The following is a 15,871-nucleotide window of genomic DNA, read 5'->3' on the forward strand; positions in this document are numbered from 1 at the left end:
TTGTAAATGATGCACGTATTTAAGGACGAAAAGCTCGGCGTTGATCGCGAATATGTTGCGGTGGATAGAAACGCAGAGGTTGGCGAAACGATCGTTGTAACTAAAGCTGAATACGTCGAAGGAGAAATTTACGAAATAGGTCATTACGGAAAAGTCAATATTACGGTTGGAGACGGTGGAGTCAACGCCGATTTCAACGGGTTTGATAACAGTTTCGTCGATGACGACGGTAAATGGTTTATCGGGGATGGGGATTGCAGTGAATACCGCGTCCTCGAACCGACCGACATCGTCCACATTGACGGTGAGCGCTATCGTTTAGAAGATCGTAAGGCGGAAGTAGGTGAGCGTGTAATTTACGTAAATAAAGAAAACGGGAAATCTGACGGAATTGACACCGTAGTTACGTCGGTAGGTGCCGGTATGGTGGATGTGCTTGAGTATAAAGACGATAGCGGTGAGGATGTTTGTTCGATTTGTCACGGCTATTACTACGTCCTCACTCCGGTTCAAGACGCTGCCGAGGCGCAAGAATCCGATATTATAACCGTCCTTGCCAATCTAGGCGCAGAGGTGGCGGAATTAAAACGTACCGTAGCCCGCCATCAAGCGGAAATCGACGCCCTCCACGAAGATAAAGTCCGTCTAGGCGAACAGATCGCAAAGGTGGCGGCAGATATCGGTGGTAAAACGGAGTTATCCGGTGCCTTTATCGCGGAAGTCATCATCGCCTTAAAGAAGGCCGACCTATGAAACTCGCAATCACGGGTAAGTTAGGCGCCGGTAAAGACGTAGCCGTCGATTATCTCGTATCCATGTACGAATTCTTTCCGTTCACGTTTTCCGCAAAAGGTAAGTCGGTGTTTGGCGAGTTGTTTCCGGAATTAGACGGCGACGCAAAACAGCGCCAGCCTATGCGCGATTTCATTGAGGGAATTAAAAAGCTGCCGATTCCTGGCGCTGAGTACGTGTGGATCAATGTTGTATTCCGGCGCATTCAGGAACACGAAAAGTTGCGTTGTTGCCGACCTAGCAACCTACTAATTACGGATATGCGAATGCCGGCTGAATACGAACGAGCCAAGGCGGAGGGTTTTAAGATACTCCGCATTACTGCACCGTACGAAACACGCTTTGACCGCGCCAAAAGACGAGGCGACAAATTCAAGGCGGACGACTTAAACCATCCGACAGAAACAGCACTCGACGGATTCGAAGTCGCTTATGAGATCGTAAATGACGGAACACTCGACGACTTATATGCGCGACTGGACGAAATTATGGCCGATCAACTCAAAGAGAACGCGTAAGTACCTTTCGGGTAGGCTAAGTGCGGCTGTTTAGACGCCTCGCCATCTCCAATCAAAAAGAAACGCAGTGGGAGTTCTTGATCGTCTAGGCCGGCGTGCTGTAAAACACGGGATGCCGACCAACTATATGCGTCTTTACTAAATTTGAACGGCTTCACGTCGGCCCTTACCATTTCCGGCTTGGCCGCGACTAGGCACTTAGCTTCTGCGTCGTAGCCAATCGTTAGTTGGAAGGGGCTATTCGGCGGGATACCAATTAGCTCTTTCGCGCCTTTATTGACGAAGATTCGCTTCTGACTATCCAACGTTATGTAGGCGGTATTATTTACCGCGGAAATCCATTCTAAGGCCATGCGGATACACCTCGCTTATTTTATAAGACGATTATAGACGATATACCAACGGAAAGCAAACGAAGGAGGCGGTTTTATTGGGCGCATCGACGAACAAGCCCGACCAGCATCTACGCTATGAAACGCAATATAAACTCGACGGACCAGACGGCGTCAAGGCGCTTTTGGCCGATTATACAACGCTCAGACAGCGGCGATTCTTAGGCGACATGGCTGCTTGCGATATTCTGATCGACCTGAACCGCGCCATCGAATTGGCGTCGCTGACCGGAAAGCAATACGAAGCCCTGCGCCTAGTATATTTCGATGACCTATCGCAAACACAGGCGGGTGCGGCACTCGGCATTACGCAACAAGCCGTTGATTATGCGATTAACGCTGCGATAAATAAGATCGTCGACATCTACTACTATTGGGCGTCACATGGCGAAGGTTACGGTTCAAAGAAAGGGGCGGTTTGATGGCGTACAAATTATCGACTGAAGAAATCAAGGAATTGCGCAAATATGAACGTTGGTGCTATGACACCATGAACCACCCGAGAATCACGCCGCGTGTATTATCGATTTTATTGAACGCATATACGAAGGAGGCAACGGAATGAAACACGAGTCTAAGTCGGAATGCTTAGAGGGTCATCCTCTTATTACAACAATTCTCTACCTTATTGGTAGTATAAAACTGACTAAAGACCACCATCCATTTCGAGAGAAGATGCGCTATGACGTTAAATTACGCGCTCTACATCCGGCTGCTTGGCCTATCATTTTATTGATGTTCATTATCGGAGGATTTAACAGAGATACAGTAGATATCATCAAAAGCGAATTAGTTTTATGGTAGAGGAGGGCGCCTAATTGACGAAGGAAGAACTACACGAAGACATTACGGCTCTATACGAACGCACAAAAGCCGGCGCTTTAGAGCGCGAAGAACGCATCACAGAAATAGACGCTTTACTTGCGTCATATGACGGCACACCGCCGGCTAACGCACTGGAACGTCTATCCGACTTAATCTTATACGAAGAGCTCTCGGATACGCGGCGCAATAAAATGTCGGCCGAAGAATATCCGATCATGTCCGAACGCATGGAAAAGACACGCAAGACCGGCGAAGCGTCCGACAAGATGGCCGAAGAATACGATATCACCGGCACCAATCACGGCGTACCTAAGCGACGCACTCGGTCACCATACGATAATCTATTCACGGACCGTCTCGCAAAAGCGCGTAATAAGACGGCTCGCAAACGATACAACGATTTCGTCAACGGAAAGTCTAGCGGTCAGTTCACCGTAAATATAGCAACCGGCATCAAAACGGTAAGGTCAGACGCTCAATAGGCGTCTTTTGTTTTGCGATAAATACGAAAAGGGGCGGTATGATGAAGTATGATCGCGTAGTAAATGAGGACGGAGAACTCGGCGTATTTGTACCGGACGCCATAAAAGCCGTCATTAGAACTCCGGAAGAGCTCGAAAAGGCACGCTTGCGAGCGACCTTAGCGCCAAAGAAGCGGTTTCATCATGGGCGCAATTACATCGTATCTTACAACGACACGCTCAGCGCTATTATCCGCGACCTATCACTTACGGAAGCGGGCGCAATGGTTAAAATCATGCTTCAGCTACGTATCAAAAGCGACGGCAAGCTCGTAAAAGGGGCGGCTGGAGACCCGATGAATAAGTCGGACATAGCGCGCTTGCTTGACCGTAGCCGCTCGAATGCTAATGCATTGGTCGTTCGCTTGGCTGAACTCGGCTTGATCAAGCTAAAAGACGATGGTATTTACGTTAGTAGCCGATTTCATACGATGGGCGGCCGCATCAAAAACGAAGTATTTACAAAAGTATATACGGTTAAAGCGCGGCAGACGATCGCCAATCTACGCCTGAACGAAATCGGTATGCTATATAAGATCATTCCGTTCTTTCATTACAGCGAGTATTACCTTTGCGCCGATCCTAACGCAGAAAAGGCGGACATTGACTACATCGGCCGCGAAACGTTGGCTGACCTAATCGGACACGACGCATCGACGGTCTCGAAGATCATGGGTCGTCTGCAAGGCGTAGGCGCCGTATTAGTCACCGGAACACGCAACGAGGTACGCTACTTAGTGCATCCGGATTTACTGTTCCGCCAGCCCGAAGGCTTTAAAACGGAATGGACGGTAGCCGTGCGAAAGTTATTCGATGACCACGCCAAGAAGGCGCGTTAATATGGTATGATTTTACTGCGGGGAGGTGAGACGGATGATCAAAGCGATTACTAAGGCGGATCCAAAGCCGGGCAGTTCTGCGTCTAAATAAACGAAAAAGGACGCCTTAGGGGGCGTCTTTATTTTTGCGTCTATATTCGCTTAGTCATTCCGCACTTCGAACACTTACGGAGAAATATCCCGTCTTTAATCGAACTGTTAAACTTCGACGTATCGCAATTGTCGCACCGGCCGCTCTTAACGTCCGGCATCTCGCGAACATCATAAACGACAGATACGTCATAATCACCTGGCTGCGGTCTATTCACGTCTTTCACCTCACAACCTTCGTATTATAACGTATCTCCACGCTTATTTAAACAATCTTCCGAAAGCCCTTCCGACGCTGCGTCGCATGATACGGCCGCCAACATCGTTCTTTTTCACCGCGTTAACGTCTCCTAAAAACCTAGCCCATCCGTACAAGAATCTGCGGAATTTCATATCGTCGTCCTCCTTCGTATTTTAGGCGCCTACCATCTCGTCACTGCGAAGTCTTTCGATAGGTAAGTACCGACTTTCTTCGTCTTGGCTGCGTTGCTATAAGCCGTTAATTTGATTCGGTATTGCCCGTTCGTCATAGTCGAAGTGTAGAAGCGTTTGGTCGGTGTGTTTTTAACGAAATCGCCGCTCAACGATTGCTTCGACTTCCATCCGTCGGTGTACTGTTGCTGAAGGGTCATCGTGTAATATACGCGGCTACCGCTGCTTTTCGATGCCACAACGTCCACTGACGTCGCTTTAGGCGTGTAGTATGGAGCGTCAACCTTAACCGTAATGGATGCTGCGCTGGCGGGCGCTGTCAGGCCGAGCGTCATAAGTGCCACCGCGATTGTTATCGTAATAAAACGTTTCATTATTCAACATCTCCTTCTAGTTTTATATCGTATCCGAACGCGATCAGAGCGAGTCTAAAGCCGAAGTCAAAGCCGGCAGGCGCGTCGTCGCGTTCTCTTTTAAATAGCTCGGCGGCTCGCTGTAGCGGATCGGCTGCCGCTTGGGTTCCGTCTAAGGCCGTTAGTTTTACGTCCACTAAGCGATCTCCTCCTCGATGTTCAGAAGGCCGCCGCAGTTCGGACATTTAGCGGCCGTTTCGATTTCTACGTCTAGCCGAGCGAATGAACAGTCCGGACAGTTATACTCGATCATATTAGGCGATTCCTCCACGATTTTAGTACGTCAGCGCCGTCTAATTAGCGTCTTAAGGTCGTAGGTAGGGACGGCTGCTCGACGTCTTATTTTGTTATCGATTTTAACGCGACCGTAAAGCCGAAAATCAGCAGCGTTGCAATGGCTACGCAGTCTATCGGCTGCACTGAGCCGTAGTCCAAAAACGCTATCCAGGCGACTAAAACGATAATGAGCAACGTATCAAGCGTATTAATTTTGCGCATGTGTGGTATAATTGATTGAACCGGGGCTCTAAGCCCCGTCCGTTTACTTGCGACGTTTCTTCTTGGAGGGAGACCGTCGCTTTTTCATTGCCTTGATTTCCATCGCGGTTTTGATGATCGCCAACCACGACGCAAGCAAGACGGATATTTTAGTAGCTAGTTCAATCAATCGTGTGCACCTCCTTTCTGTACCTTTATTATAACGTATAAGCGTTATAACGTCAATGCGTTATTTACAAAAATATCGTATTTGCGTTATAATTTTCGTAGGAGGTGTCGGTAAATGAACGTCAAGCTTAAGGTCGGCGAACTAATAGAGCGACGGAACATGACGCAATCAACCCTTGCTGAACTGACCGGTATAAGACCTAGCGCAATAAGCGACCTGTGTCGCAATAGAAGAGATCGGGTGCAGCTCGACCATTTGGCGAAGATAGCAGCGGCACTGGACGTAAAAGATATACGGGAACTGATCGATATAGAGAACGAAAAGTAGGGACGTTCAGGACGAGCGTCTCTTTTTTTGCGCTTAAAAACGGGGAGCCGACGTTTCAGTGTGGCGAAAACAGAACAAAACGGCCTTTCAGTGTGGCGAAAACAGAACACGCTAAAACCGCCTTGACGCTTAGAGCCACGTGGGATACAGCCGTTTTTAGGTGTTAACGTTGTCTTATTCTTAGGGAAGACCTAGCGTCACTCCGTTCCGCAGATAACGCAATAGAATACATATAGAAGGACGGCGGCTTATTATTTGCGGTCGAGGCGGAGCCGAGGGCGCTGTACTTAAATACATACGGAAAGGATACCGTTAATAGGACGGAGATATAAACGTTAAGGACTGCGTAGATATACTTGTGTAACATACGGATATGCTGTCTTACGTTATAGAGAGACGTAACGCAACGTAACATACTAACGGCATGGTAACGATAATCAGACGGCGAGCAGCGTTTAGGGTACCGACATACAGGCGCTATGTAACGGCAGGCACAGACGGTCTATATAATATAGTACGAAGGCGGACGGTAGGGTGACGTGGATATACCGGAAAGGAACTCCGCAATCAAGCAAGCGCCGCCCGCAGACGAGGCCACCGAAAACTCAGGGGGTTGAAAGCCGAAGCCAATCCGTTTATGCACGATCCTATACATGACGGCCGGCATAGGTAGCCCGCATGAATGGCGGCACGGCGGGGCTGGTACGATGCATAAAGTTCATTCGTTTAGTTGCGTAGGTCGAACGGCTACCAACCGCGACACACCAACGTTTGTGATCAACGCGAATGTAACAGAAAGTCTTTTTGTTACTTTCGTTATGCAACGTTATGAGTGCGTTATTCAATAATGATCGCGAAAAATAAACGAAAGCCGCCCGCCCCCAAGCGCCCCAGCCAAAACCGCCGGATCTGGTGAACAAAACTTGTGCACAATTTTTTAAACTCGGGGTGTTGATCGTCTGGTCCTACGTAGACGTACGTTAATCATCCGAAGTTTCTCGGAAGGGCTAGAGGGCTAATACGCTAATTAAACGGAGGGTCTGACGTGAAAAGAATCGAACCAGTACGGCTGAATTTCGAAACTGACGCAGAAGTAGAGGCGTTCTTTCAATGGGTACGTAAAGACCGTCCGTTAACGGAGGCGGAGAAAAGAGTACGTAATTTACTTGCGAATCACAAAAGAGCGGAGAGGAGACGTTTGCGTGACGCTAATTACTGACGGATGTATTCAAATCGCGGCCAACGCTTATCTTACGGAAGGTGCAAGCGAAAAGCTACGAGAATATCTAGGCGAGGCATTGCCGCACTCGTTCGAAATGTACGAACTTAGACGCGATCTACCCGAAGTCCCACTAAGATGGGTCATCGACTACGGATCCTGGCGTCTTGTTGCGCTCTCCTCGGATATATTCCCGGAAGAGATTCCGCTATTTCCTGACGAAGACGGAAACGTATTTTTTGTTATACGAAAAGGAGGGCGCTAATATGAGCGAAGAAATCAACGGCTGTATTAAGTTTATTGAAGACGGATATTTGACGAAAGAGACGAGCGATAGAGTTCGAGAACTACTCGGTATTGAAAATCCGGACGATCTAACGGAGCTGACTGGCTACATACTTGTAAGAGATCCGTACACTACTCCTTTCGGGAATATTCCGTTCGGTGCGACGTCATCTCTTGCTAATTATCGCCTAGTCGCGAAAAGCACCGACAGTACTCCGCAAGAAATACCGTTGCTGCCGGATGAAGAAGGCGTCTTCTTTTTCAGATACGTTAGAGGCGACCGGCCATGACCACGCTACCTACTTTCGCCACCTGCGACGCCTGCAATCAGCGCACCGCCGTCGTACTAAAAGAACGGTCCGTACGAAAAGGCGTCGTCGAAACGTACTTTGACTGCATCGTCTGCGGCGTTCACTACCCGACCGCGATCACGAACAGCGCGCTACGAACGAAAATTGATGCGCTGAAGCAACTACGGCTTACGGACGGCTCGGCACCGACTGCAATCGACGCACTCAAAGCGGAAATAACCGCCGATATGGAAGCATTGCGGGAACGATACGGACTAGCGTAACGATTTTAACACGTAAAATGCACGAAATTAGACGTTTTGGTAGCCGTCTAGGGTATTCGTAAGGGTGGGTGGTGAAAAGCGCTGATTTCGTGTGATTTTTAACGCAATTAGAACGAGGCTTCCGGTCAGCGCCGGAGGTCTTTTTGTGCTTGCGTTAAACGCGCAGCAATAAAACGGACAGAGGGGGACGACGTGAATGGCGGAAAACAAACGCGAATCAGTCGGCGGATTAAACGTAAAGGTAGACGTAGATGTTTCGGAGGCTATCAAAGGACTCAAAGCGGTTCAGCGCGAGGTAAAAGAGACGGTGAGGTCCTTGGCAGAACTACGTAGTCAAGACGGCGGAAATATAGATACTAACGACAAGTACGCCGAGTATATTAAACACATCGAGGCTGAAGTCGGTGAAAGATCCGGCGAAAGAGCGATGACAAACGATATTATCTATCGCGCATATGAAACAAGATACGCGGGTCCATTGTTGTTCAGGCGGGCTGCTGGGGTTACTACTTCACTACGGGCTTTAGCCGAAACATTCGATGACGTTGTGTACCTAGAGTATCAAGGAGATGAGTATCATTCAAAAGACATAAACGGAAAAATCGTTTTTAAAGATCCGGGCGTTACGCTGCCGAATTATGCGACGCCGTTACGACTAATCGAACTAGAGTCGGTAGATGAGATATGGGGAACAACGAAGGCGATTCACGAAGTAACAAGTACAAGTGCGTATATAGTCAGATAAAAAGCACCACGACCTAAATCGTGATGCTCTCGTATGCGACCGAAATCTCGTCGGCTGTGATTCCGATATATTTCAGCGTATCTTTTTCGGATGAATGACCGAGAATCGCCATGATCCGGTCGACTGCGATATTCATTTCGTACAGGCGATAGCCAAACGTTTTTCTAAGCGTGTGAGTACCGATGTTGCCGATCTTTTGAGCGATTTCGGCGCGTTCGGCGGCTTCGTTTAGAATGCGATAGGCTTGGACGCGGCTGATCGGCTTAGCGCCCTTTCGGCTGGCAAATACGTAGTCATCGTCAGCACCTTCGAGTTCATTGACGAGCTTTTTAACGGACGCTGAGAACGTAATGACACGCGTTTTCTTGCGCTTGGCCTCGGTTATTTTAAGAGACGTTTGGCCGCGAAGATCGCCGACCTTAAGCGAAAGTAAATCGGAAATACGAAGTCCAAAAGCCGTCCCAAGTTGCAATAACAGACGGTCGCGCCCCGGTTTGAGGGCGTTTTTTAGTTTATTGAAATCGCGTTTACTTTTAATCGGAAATACTTCGTTAGCCATACGTCTTCACTCCAATGTACTTTAATTATTTTTAAGTTACATTCATTATACGATATCGAATTCGGCAAGTCAACGGAAAATAGACGGGAAGGAGGCGGTAGTTTGGCGTTTATTAACGGCAAGTTTTTGGAACGTGAAGAAAGGCAGGCGCGGATAGAGGCCGTAACGGAACGGCTGAAGAAACTGCGCGACATTATTCAAGCGGGGAAACATACCGAATATCACGTCGATCTTATGCGGAAAGATCGCGATGAATTAATCAAGCTGAAACGGGTCCATCGCGCCGAGACCGATATGCTTTATTTCTTCTACGAATACTTTTCGGAGGCGAGAAACCCGGGTAATCCGGATAATCTCGTACCGACGACCGCGGTAGATATAGACGACGCGCCGGACTTTCACCGGAAATTATCGTCCATCCTCGATTCGGTATCTAACCGTAATAAAACGGCTCGTATCGCATGGGCGGCTTCGAGGGGACACGCAAAGTCAGCGTACCTATCGAATGGATTTCCGGTACATGAAATCGTCTATAAAAAGCGCCGTATGATCTTGATTATTTCGGAAACGAATGCCGGATCGATCAAGTTCATTAAATGGGTCGCGGGCCAACTAAAGTATAACCAAAAGCTACGGGAAGACTTCGGAGAAGTTCTGTACGAGCAGAAAACACGCAACGAAAAAGATTCCGAAACGGCTTTTATTACAACGACCGGAATCAAAATGGAAGCGACGTCTCTCGGAACACAGATCCGTGGTTTCCGTAATGGCTCGCAGCGACCGGATTTAATTCTATTAGACGACCTGGAGTCTCTCGACTCGAACAATACTCCTGAATTGCGCCAAAAGGCGAAGGATTGGCTTAACCAAGACCTTATGCCAGCGGGTGATCCCACGAAAACAGCGTTTATTTTCATGGGGACACTTGTACACTTCGACTCTTTGCTGAACTACGTACTGAACGAACGTCGCGATTTTATTAAGAACAGTTTCCCAGCGATTATCAAACCGCCGAAACGAACAGACTTGTGGGCGGAGTTCGAACGTATTTACAAAGAGTACGTACCAAGCGACGAAGAAGTCGAAGAAATGATGCAGGCGGAATCAGAAGACACAATGTCTACACCGAATGCGCGCGCTGCAATGCGATTCTACGAAGAGCATAAATCAGAAATGGACGAAGGCGCCGAAGTTTTGTGGCCTGGCCGCTTTCCTTTGCCAGCGTTGATCATCGAAAAGGCCAACATCACCACAAAGGCATTCAATACCGAATTTATGAATAACCCAATCGATGAGGATTCGCAACTATTCAAGCCGGAGTCCTTTTCGTATTGGACGGATTTTAGACTGAACTACAAAGAGTACGCCATTTACATGGGAATTGACTTCGCGATGGGTAAAGAACGAGGAGACTTTTCGGCTATTGTCACGATAGCCAAGCATAAAAAGACCGGAAAAATTTACGTAATAGATGCGTATGGAGAGCGGATAAAGCCCGATCAGTTCATGCGAAAAATCGTCGAGAAGGTCATTCAGTATTTGCCGGATCGTATCGCGGCTGAGTCGCAGATGGCGCAAGAGTTTTTCATCGACGAACTGAAAAAAGAACTTACGATGCAAGGTTATCCGGCAGGCTCACGCGTTACTAAAATCAATCAGCGTTCGCGTAAAGAACTTCGTATAGAAGCACTCATGCCGCAGATTGAGAAAGGTGAGATCGAATTTCACCGCAGCCAAGCGCTTTTACTCGAACAGTTTGAGCGCTACGGATCGAACTGGCATGATGATTTACCTGATGCGTTAGAAATGGCGGTGAGTGTCAGTAAACGAGCCAAAACGGTGATTAAAGCGAAGCCAAAGTGTATGTAACGAAAGGAGGACATTAAATGTCGAGAATTAAGCAGCTAGAGGCGCAGTTGTCGTTTGAAAAGCGAAAAGCCGCCCAGGCCTGCGCTTTGAATGAGATTATGCCGGAAGGCGGCGAGAAGAAAACGCAGGAGCAACTCGCAGAAGAACTAGGAATGTCGCGGATGGGGTTGTATCGTTGGCGGACGCAAGATCCTGCGTTCATTGAGTACATGAACCTACTTGCGGATGACATGCTATCTAGTCACAGATCGGAAGTATACGGTCAATTAATGAGATTGATTAAAGGACAACAGCCGTCCGTTAAGGCGATTGACTTATTTATGAAGCGATTCGGCCTATTAACCGAAAAGCAAATTATTACAGACAATACTACAGCCGACGAATCAAGCGCGGATATCCAAAAAGAAGCCGAGGCTTTAGACGATCTTTTGAAGGAGGAATAAGCAATGGGTTTTACGGACTTTTTTAAGCACCGCAACCACGAACCCGACGACGGATCGCATACTAAGACGTACAGTATCATCCGACCCGGTGCACAGTTTCCTCCCGCTGACTCAATAGAACGTCTAGCGAAATATAGGCGCATGAAAAAGCTGTTTGAAGGCCGCCACCGAGACGTCTATGAACGTGCGACCGACGTTCTCAAAGATTCGCCGCAAGCCGAGCAATTAAAAAAGCTGTATATCGCGGCCAATCTAGCCGACATTCTCGTCACGAAGCCGGCAGACCTTCTCGTAGGCGAACCTGTTCAATTCGAAAGCGGCCTACCCGATGACAGCGAAGAACAAAAAGCGCTCAATCGCTACGTAGAAGAAAACGATATTAATCAACTTCTTCACGAAAGCGCAACAGCTAACGGATTCCGCGGCGATTCGTGGTTTAAGGTTCGTTACGGATACCGCCAAGACTTTTCGGAAGTTGAAAAACTCGGATTACCGGTGCCGGCAGACGCCGAGATGGAGGCGATTATTGAACACGTTAGCGCGGGCGCAGTCTTTCCGGATTTTAGCGTCGGAAACGTCAAGAAGCTAAAAGCAGTCAACATTGCGCAGGTGGAGTGGGTCGAAACGGAGAAGACGGAGATTCCGTTTTTAAACGTCGAACGTCATGTGCCGGGTTATATCCTTTATTCGAGATACCGATTATACGAAAACGGGGTTGATACCTCAACTGGCATGTCTTTATCCGTATATACCATTGGCGAACAACTGCCGACGGGGCGCGAAGAAGACATCGAAGAAACGCATCTGCCGCATATCCCGGTCTTTCATGTACCGTACAAGTCAATAGACGACGAGTTCTTTGGGATCGGTGGCTTAGAGAAGTTAGAGACGGTATTTGCTGCGATTAACGACCGTTTAGTGCAGATCGACTACATTCTATGGAAACATAGCGACCCTACTGCGTATGGTCCAGAGATTCAAGACGACGGAGATACCGTTCGCTTCGGTGGAGCTTATATTCCGGTAACAAAAGACGATCCGACGCCTGGTTATATGGTATGGCAAGCGCAACTAGACGCAGCCTTTAAAGAATTAGACGTTCTTTTGAGTACCGTATTCATGATGTCTGAAACGCCTCAGTGGCTTTTCGGAACTACGATGTCGGGCGATAACTCCGGCGGTACCGGAACGTCTCATACCGACGGTGCCGCGATTAAAGCGCGGTTCATGCCGATTTTATCAAAAGTTAAGCGAATACGCGCGCACTATGATAAAGCGGTCCGAGATGCGCTTTGGACGTGCATGCTTTTAGAGAAGGCGGTCAAACGAATCAAGATTGACGAAGCCGTTTACCCGCGGGCTATTTGGAACGATGGTATTCCGCGGAATGAAAAAGAGCTTGCTGAGATCATGGAGATTAGAACGGCGGGCAAGCCGACACTTGACGTTCGGGACGCAATTAAAGCGATGGATGACGTCGATGATGAAAAGGCGGACGAAATCATGCGCCGCATTGAAGAAGACGAAACATCCGCGAATGGCTTCGTAGATGCGTCGATCTTTAATGAGCAGGAAGCGCCACCGGAACCTGAGGACGATGAGTAATGGCGAAAGTACCGGCACCTAACTACTATTATCAGACGAAGCAACTTGCCGGCTATTATCGTTCCGCCATCAAAGACATTCTCGCCGAGCTTGATCGCGTTGATATTTCGGATTTCCGACGAGCTAATGCACTTGCGACGCTTCAATCAATCAGCCGTATTTTAGCCGACCTTGATACGAAGTCAGCGCGGTGGGTTAGTGAAAACGTACCCATAGCCGCAAACGATGGCGTAATAAATACGCTTGTGGCGCTTAAGATAGCCGAGACAGTTGAACAAGCGGCGCTTATCGTAAAGTTCAACGAGTTAAACGAAGCAATGGTCGCGGCTGCTATTGCGGATACGCAAGCCGATCTCCTAGCCGTCACGCAGAACGTAGATCGGAAAACGAAAGCCGCGGTTCGCCGAGCCGTTTCCGATTCCATAAAGTACAACATGGCGGCGGGTACAAACGGACGACGGACGATACGAGACGATATCAAAAAGCGGCTCAAAGAATCGGTCGTGACCGGAATCGTCGACGCAAAAGGACGTCGCTGGAAGCCGGAAGTATACGCCGACATGGTGACCCGGACGAAAATGATGCAGACATACCGCGAAGCAACGACTAACGAAGCCGTTGATCGCGGCGTTTTGTATGCGCAAATATCGTCACACGGGGCAAAAGACGCCTGTCGGGGCCATGAAGGCGAGATCATAAAGTTGACACCGGATGCGCCTGGCGATTTTAAAACCTACGAAGAACTACAGGCGACGGGCGAGATATTTCATCCGCGTTGTAAGCACGTATATTCACCGATTAGAGATGTCGGTTTATTGTCCGAACGTTAAGACGTTAAACTAAACGGCTGTTTTATCTAATAGGCGACGGCCTTAAAACGGTTGGAGGACGATATGTTTGTAAAACGATTTATGCCGTTATTTGACGCAGATGATCAAGCAGGCGGAGGTCAAGTCGATGAGCAAGTGACGGAGCAACCGAACGAAGATCAGCCGAAGAAAATCGAGCTTACGCAAGAAGAACTAGACGCGATGATTACCAAACGCATTAGTCGTACGGAATCTAAATACGCAGATTACGGCGAGCTAAAAGAGAAGCTAAGTGCGTACGAAAAAGCGGAGCAAGAAAAGGCAGACACAGAGCTAACGGAACTCGATCGCATCAAAAAGGAACTCGAAGCAAAGTCGGAAGTTGAGCAATCACTTACGCAGCAGATCGAGGACCTCAAAAAAGCGGGCGAACAAGAAAAGATTACGAACGCATTCATCAAGGCGGCAACGTCGGAAAATATCGCTTACCTTGACGATGCATTGCGCTTGGCTGATTTAAGCGGCGTTTCGGTAGAAGACGGAAAAGTAGTCGGCGTCGAGGACGTAGTAAAGGCGTTGGTCGAAGAAAAGCCATTCCTTATTGCGCAGAAGCCGAAACCTATCGGTCAGAGTACGAATTCAGGGACGGATAAGATCGATAAGACGCCGGATCAGCTTATTAAAGAAGCCGAGGAAAAAGCACGTAAAAGCGGTCGTACAGAAGATCGCGCTGCGGTTGCTCAATTAAAAAGACAGTTAAGAAAATGAGACTCCTTTAATTAGGGGTCTTTTTTAATACAAACAAAAAAGGGGGACATATTTTTATGTCACAGATTTTCTCTAATGATTTGATTGGTAAAACAGAATCGGTACAAGACGAATTACTACTTTTAAATCCGCACCAAACTCCGTTGCTTGCGATGCTTGGTTTTTCTAATCCAGTAACACAAACCGAGCACCAATGGTTCGAGGACGAAATGTTTGCGTATGAAGGCAACGTTACTGACGCGGTTGCTGCCGACGCAACTGTTCTTAAAGTATCTTCTGCAGAACCTTTCCGTAACGGGCATGTCATTAAACTTGGCGAAGAACTAGCGCTTGTCACTGCGGTTAATAAGTCAGCGAAGGAACTAACAGTAGTCCGCGGATACGCTAACACTACTGCGGCGGCAATTACTGCGAATGAGAAAGTTGAGGTTCAGTTCGTAGAAGGGTCGGAGGGTGCTGACGCTAGACAAGGTCGCTACAAGCCACGTAAACGCGTATCAAACATTACGCAAATCTTTGACGAAACTGTTGAAATTTCCGGTACTGCTGCGGCTGTCGCCAATTACGGCATCACGGATATGTACGAGTACGAAAAGCAAAAGAAACAGCTTGAACTAGCGCTTCAAATGGAAAAAGCATTTATCGGCGGTATTCGCTATGAGAACGGCTTGGTGCGTCAGATGGACGGAGTTCGCAGCTTCATTAAAACTAACGTGACTGATCTTGCCGGTCAAGAGCTTTCGCTAGAAGCTATCAACGACGCTGTTCAGTCAATCTACACTAAAGGCGGATTCAAGTCCGGCGGTCAGTACGAAATCATCGTACCTGCGAAACAAAAGCGTATCGTATCTAAGTTTGATAAGACGTTAGTACGAGTGAACCAAGGTGAAGAAAGCCGCGGAACGGTTGTTAACTTCTTGACGACTGACTTCGGAGAGTTTCCGGTATCTATTAACGATAACTTGGCAGCGGACGAAGTACTTATCGTTGATAAAAACCGTATCAAAATCCGTCCTTTACAGACTCGCGACATGAGCCATGAATACCTCGGCAAAAAAGGCGACTACTTCCAAGGCATGATTGTTGGTGAGTACACGCTAGAGTTTCAACAAGAACCGGCTCACGCACGTATTAAAGGCGCTAAGTAATACAGGCCCGCACTCGCGGGCTTTACTTTTT

24 protein-coding genes are annotated in these 15,871 nt (G+C 48.1%); 18 read left to right on the plus strand and 6 right to left on the minus strand.

The window, feature by feature from the left end:
- Window positions 1-6: 6 nt before the first annotated feature.
- Both H7F25_RS04445 and H7F25_RS04450 read left to right on the plus strand, forming a co-directional pair.
- The gene (locus H7F25_RS04445; RefSeq protein ID WP_185854290.1) at window positions 7-753 is read left to right on the plus strand and encodes a glycoside hydrolase family protein; all 747 of its coding nucleotides are present in this window, start codon (window positions 7-9) and stop codon (window positions 751-753) included.
- Window positions 750-1,310 carry a nucleoside/nucleotide kinase family protein gene (locus H7F25_RS04450; protein WP_185854291.1) on the plus strand — a complete coding sequence of 187 codons (561 nt, stop codon included), beginning with the start codon at window positions 750-752 and terminating at the stop codon, window positions 1,308-1,310. The genes H7F25_RS04445 and H7F25_RS04450 overlap by 4 nt, the downstream gene beginning before the upstream one ends.
- Here the strand turns inward: H7F25_RS04450 and H7F25_RS04455 are convergent.
- Window positions 1,289-1,663 (minus strand): hypothetical protein, encoded by a 375-nt coding sequence (locus tag H7F25_RS04455; protein ID WP_185854292.1) that lies wholly within the window; start codon window positions 1,661-1,663, stop codon window positions 1,289-1,291. The two genes, H7F25_RS04450 and H7F25_RS04455, sit on opposite strands and share 22 nt — an antisense overlap.
- A 77-nt stretch (window positions 1,664-1,740) precedes the next feature.
- Here H7F25_RS04455 and H7F25_RS04460 point away from each other — a divergent pair, with 77 nt between their 5' ends.
- From H7F25_RS04460 to H7F25_RS04480, 5 genes are read left to right on the plus strand one after another with little or no spacing between them, the layout of a single operon-like run.
- On the plus strand, window positions 1,741-2,124 hold the full coding sequence (locus H7F25_RS04460; RefSeq protein WP_185854293.1) for a sigma factor-like helix-turn-helix DNA-binding protein: 384 nt from the start codon (window positions 1,741-1,743) through the stop codon (window positions 2,122-2,124).
- Window positions 2,124-2,267, plus strand: coding sequence for a hypothetical protein (locus H7F25_RS04465; RefSeq protein WP_185854294.1), 144 nt, complete (start codon window positions 2,124-2,126; stop codon window positions 2,265-2,267). Before H7F25_RS04460 ends, H7F25_RS04465 begins: the two co-directional genes overlap by 1 nt.
- Window positions 2,264-2,506, plus strand: a complete 243-nt coding sequence (locus H7F25_RS04470) for a hypothetical protein (protein ID WP_185854295.1) — start codon at window positions 2,264-2,266, stop codon at window positions 2,504-2,506. The genes H7F25_RS04465 and H7F25_RS04470 overlap by 4 nt, the downstream gene beginning before the upstream one ends.
- 14 nt (window positions 2,507-2,520) lie before the next feature.
- Window positions 2,521-3,009, plus strand: coding sequence for a hypothetical protein (locus H7F25_RS04475; protein ID WP_185854296.1), 489 nt, complete (start codon window positions 2,521-2,523; stop codon window positions 3,007-3,009).
- Between the two features lie 41 nt (window positions 3,010-3,050).
- Window positions 3,051-3,887, plus strand: coding sequence for a MarR family transcriptional regulator (locus tag H7F25_RS04480; protein WP_185854297.1), 837 nt, complete (start codon window positions 3,051-3,053; stop codon window positions 3,885-3,887).
- A gap of 131 nt (window positions 3,888-4,018) precedes the next feature.
- Here the strand turns inward: H7F25_RS04480 and H7F25_RS19280 are convergent, their stop codons facing one another.
- The 4 genes from H7F25_RS19280 to H7F25_RS19285 form a co-directional block, all read right to left on the minus strand.
- Window positions 4,019-4,195, minus strand: a complete 177-nt coding sequence (locus tag H7F25_RS19280; protein WP_260627236.1) for a DUF8096 family protein — start codon at window positions 4,193-4,195, stop codon at window positions 4,019-4,021.
- A 204-nt stretch (window positions 4,196-4,399) separates the two neighbouring features.
- On the minus strand, window positions 4,400-4,783 hold the full coding sequence (locus H7F25_RS04485; protein WP_185854298.1) for a hypothetical protein: 384 nt from the start codon (window positions 4,781-4,783) through the stop codon (window positions 4,400-4,402).
- Window positions 4,783-4,959 carry a hypothetical protein gene (locus tag H7F25_RS04490; protein ID WP_185854299.1) on the minus strand — a complete coding sequence of 59 codons (177 nt, stop codon included), beginning with the start codon at window positions 4,957-4,959 and terminating at the stop codon, window positions 4,783-4,785. The genes H7F25_RS04485 and H7F25_RS04490 overlap by 1 nt, the downstream gene beginning before the upstream one ends.
- A 404-nt stretch (window positions 4,960-5,363) precedes the next feature.
- Window positions 5,364-5,489: a hypothetical protein gene (locus tag H7F25_RS19285; RefSeq protein WP_254965504.1), complete on the minus strand. Its 126-nt coding sequence runs from the start codon at window positions 5,487-5,489 to the stop codon at window positions 5,364-5,366.
- Window positions 5,490-5,603: 114 nt separating this feature from the next.
- Here H7F25_RS19285 and H7F25_RS04495 point away from each other — a divergent pair, with 114 nt between their 5' ends.
- The 5 genes from H7F25_RS04495 (at window position 5,604) to H7F25_RS04515 (ending at window position 8,639) form a co-directional block, all read left to right on the plus strand.
- Complete coding sequence (locus tag H7F25_RS04495) at window positions 5,604-5,816, plus strand: helix-turn-helix domain-containing protein (RefSeq protein WP_185854300.1); 213 nt, start codon at window positions 5,604-5,606, stop codon at window positions 5,814-5,816.
- Between the two features lie 1,045 nt (window positions 5,817-6,861).
- Window positions 6,862-7,035, plus strand: coding sequence for a hypothetical protein (locus H7F25_RS04500; RefSeq protein WP_185854301.1), 174 nt, complete (start codon window positions 6,862-6,864; stop codon window positions 7,033-7,035).
- Between the two features lie 266 nt (window positions 7,036-7,301).
- The gene (locus H7F25_RS04505) at window positions 7,302-7,610 is read left to right on the plus strand and encodes a hypothetical protein (RefSeq protein WP_185854302.1); all 309 of its coding nucleotides are present in this window, start codon (window positions 7,302-7,304) and stop codon (window positions 7,608-7,610) included.
- Window positions 7,607-7,894 (plus strand): hypothetical protein, encoded by a 288-nt coding sequence (locus H7F25_RS04510; RefSeq protein WP_185854303.1) that lies wholly within the window; start codon window positions 7,607-7,609, stop codon window positions 7,892-7,894. The genes H7F25_RS04505 and H7F25_RS04510 overlap by 4 nt, the downstream gene beginning before the upstream one ends.
- A gap of 316 nt (window positions 7,895-8,210) precedes the next feature.
- Entirely contained in the window at window positions 8,211-8,639 is a 429-nt protein-coding gene (locus H7F25_RS04515) for a hypothetical protein (protein ID WP_185854304.1), read from the plus strand.
- A gap of 13 nt (window positions 8,640-8,652) precedes the next feature.
- On the opposite strand, the gene H7F25_RS04520 is transcribed toward H7F25_RS04515, so the two are convergent.
- Window positions 8,653-9,198, minus strand: a complete 546-nt coding sequence (locus H7F25_RS04520; protein ID WP_185854305.1) for a tyrosine-type recombinase/integrase — start codon at window positions 9,196-9,198, stop codon at window positions 8,653-8,655.
- Window positions 9,199-9,300: 102 nt separating this feature from the next.
- Between H7F25_RS04520 and terL the strand changes: the two genes are divergently transcribed.
- From terL to H7F25_RS04550, 6 genes are all read left to right on the plus strand, one after another.
- Window positions 9,301-11,067, plus strand: a complete 1,767-nt coding sequence (terL, locus tag H7F25_RS04525) for a phage terminase large subunit (RefSeq protein ID WP_185854306.1) — start codon at window positions 9,301-9,303, stop codon at window positions 11,065-11,067.
- A 17-nt stretch (window positions 11,068-11,084) separates the two neighbouring features.
- On the plus strand, window positions 11,085-11,510 hold the full coding sequence (locus H7F25_RS04530) for a phBC6A51 family helix-turn-helix protein (protein ID WP_185854307.1): 426 nt from the start codon (window positions 11,085-11,087) through the stop codon (window positions 11,508-11,510).
- Between the two features lie 3 nt (window positions 11,511-11,513).
- The gene (locus tag H7F25_RS04535) at window positions 11,514-13,115 is read left to right on the plus strand and encodes a phage portal protein (RefSeq protein WP_185854308.1); all 1,602 of its coding nucleotides are present in this window, start codon (window positions 11,514-11,516) and stop codon (window positions 13,113-13,115) included.
- Window positions 13,115-13,945, plus strand: coding sequence for a phage minor capsid protein (locus H7F25_RS04540; protein ID WP_185854309.1), 831 nt, complete (start codon window positions 13,115-13,117; stop codon window positions 13,943-13,945). The genes H7F25_RS04535 and H7F25_RS04540 overlap by 1 nt, the downstream gene beginning before the upstream one ends.
- A gap of 63 nt (window positions 13,946-14,008) precedes the next feature.
- Window positions 14,009-14,692, plus strand: coding sequence for a phage scaffolding protein (locus H7F25_RS04545; protein ID WP_185854310.1), 684 nt, complete (start codon window positions 14,009-14,011; stop codon window positions 14,690-14,692).
- Window positions 14,693-14,748: 56 nt separating this feature from the next.
- Window positions 14,749-15,840 (plus strand): SU10 major capsid protein, encoded by a 1,092-nt coding sequence (locus tag H7F25_RS04550; RefSeq protein ID WP_185854311.1) that lies wholly within the window; start codon window positions 14,749-14,751, stop codon window positions 15,838-15,840.
- Window positions 15,841-15,871: the final 31 nt, after the last annotated feature.

The organism is Bacillus sp. PAMC28571, assembly GCF_014250435.1.
GTDB lineage: Bacteria > Bacillota > Bacilli > Bacillales > Bacillaceae > Bacillus > Bacillus safensis.

Bases quoted from the DNA above. Each gene is read 5' to 3' on its own strand.
- H7F25_RS04450 (WP_185854291.1), top strand. From the start codon at position 750: ATGAAACTCGCAATCACGGGTAAGTTAGGCGCCGGTAAAGACGTAGCC.
- H7F25_RS04445 (WP_185854290.1), top strand. From the start codon at position 7: ATGATGCACGTATTTAAGGACGAAAAGCTCGGCGTTGATCGCGAATAT.
- H7F25_RS04545 (WP_185854310.1), top strand. From the start codon at position 14,009: ATGTTTGTAAAACGATTTATGCCGTTATTTGACGCAGATGATCAAGCA.
- H7F25_RS04505 (WP_185854302.1), top strand. From the start codon at position 7,302: ATGAGCGAAGAAATCAACGGCTGTATTAAGTTTATTGAAGACGGATAT.
- H7F25_RS04540 (WP_185854309.1), top strand. From the start codon at position 13,115: ATGGCGAAAGTACCGGCACCTAACTACTATTATCAGACGAAGCAACTT.
- H7F25_RS04455 (WP_185854292.1), bottom strand. From the start codon at position 1,663: ATGGCCTTAGAATGGATTTCCGCGGTAAATAATACCGCCTACATAACG.
- H7F25_RS04510 (WP_185854303.1), top strand. From the start codon at position 7,607: ATGACCACGCTACCTACTTTCGCCACCTGCGACGCCTGCAATCAGCGC.
- H7F25_RS04520 (WP_185854305.1), bottom strand. From the start codon at position 9,198: ATGGCTAACGAAGTATTTCCGATTAAAAGTAAACGCGATTTCAATAAA.
- H7F25_RS04530 (WP_185854307.1), top strand. From the start codon at position 11,085: ATGTCGAGAATTAAGCAGCTAGAGGCGCAGTTGTCGTTTGAAAAGCGA.
- H7F25_RS04465 (WP_185854294.1), top strand. From the start codon at position 2,124: ATGGCGTACAAATTATCGACTGAAGAAATCAAGGAATTGCGCAAATAT.
- H7F25_RS04535 (WP_185854308.1), top strand. From the start codon at position 11,514: ATGGGTTTTACGGACTTTTTTAAGCACCGCAACCACGAACCCGACGAC.
- H7F25_RS04485 (WP_185854298.1), bottom strand. From the start codon at position 4,783: ATGAAACGTTTTATTACGATAACAATCGCGGTGGCACTTATGACGCTC.
- H7F25_RS04470 (WP_185854295.1), top strand. From the start codon at position 2,264: ATGAAACACGAGTCTAAGTCGGAATGCTTAGAGGGTCATCCTCTTATT.
- H7F25_RS04480 (WP_185854297.1), top strand. From the start codon at position 3,051: ATGAAGTATGATCGCGTAGTAAATGAGGACGGAGAACTCGGCGTATTT.
- H7F25_RS04495 (WP_185854300.1), top strand. From the start codon at position 5,604: ATGAACGTCAAGCTTAAGGTCGGCGAACTAATAGAGCGACGGAACATG.
- H7F25_RS04550 (WP_185854311.1), top strand. From the start codon at position 14,749: ATGTCACAGATTTTCTCTAATGATTTGATTGGTAAAACAGAATCGGTA.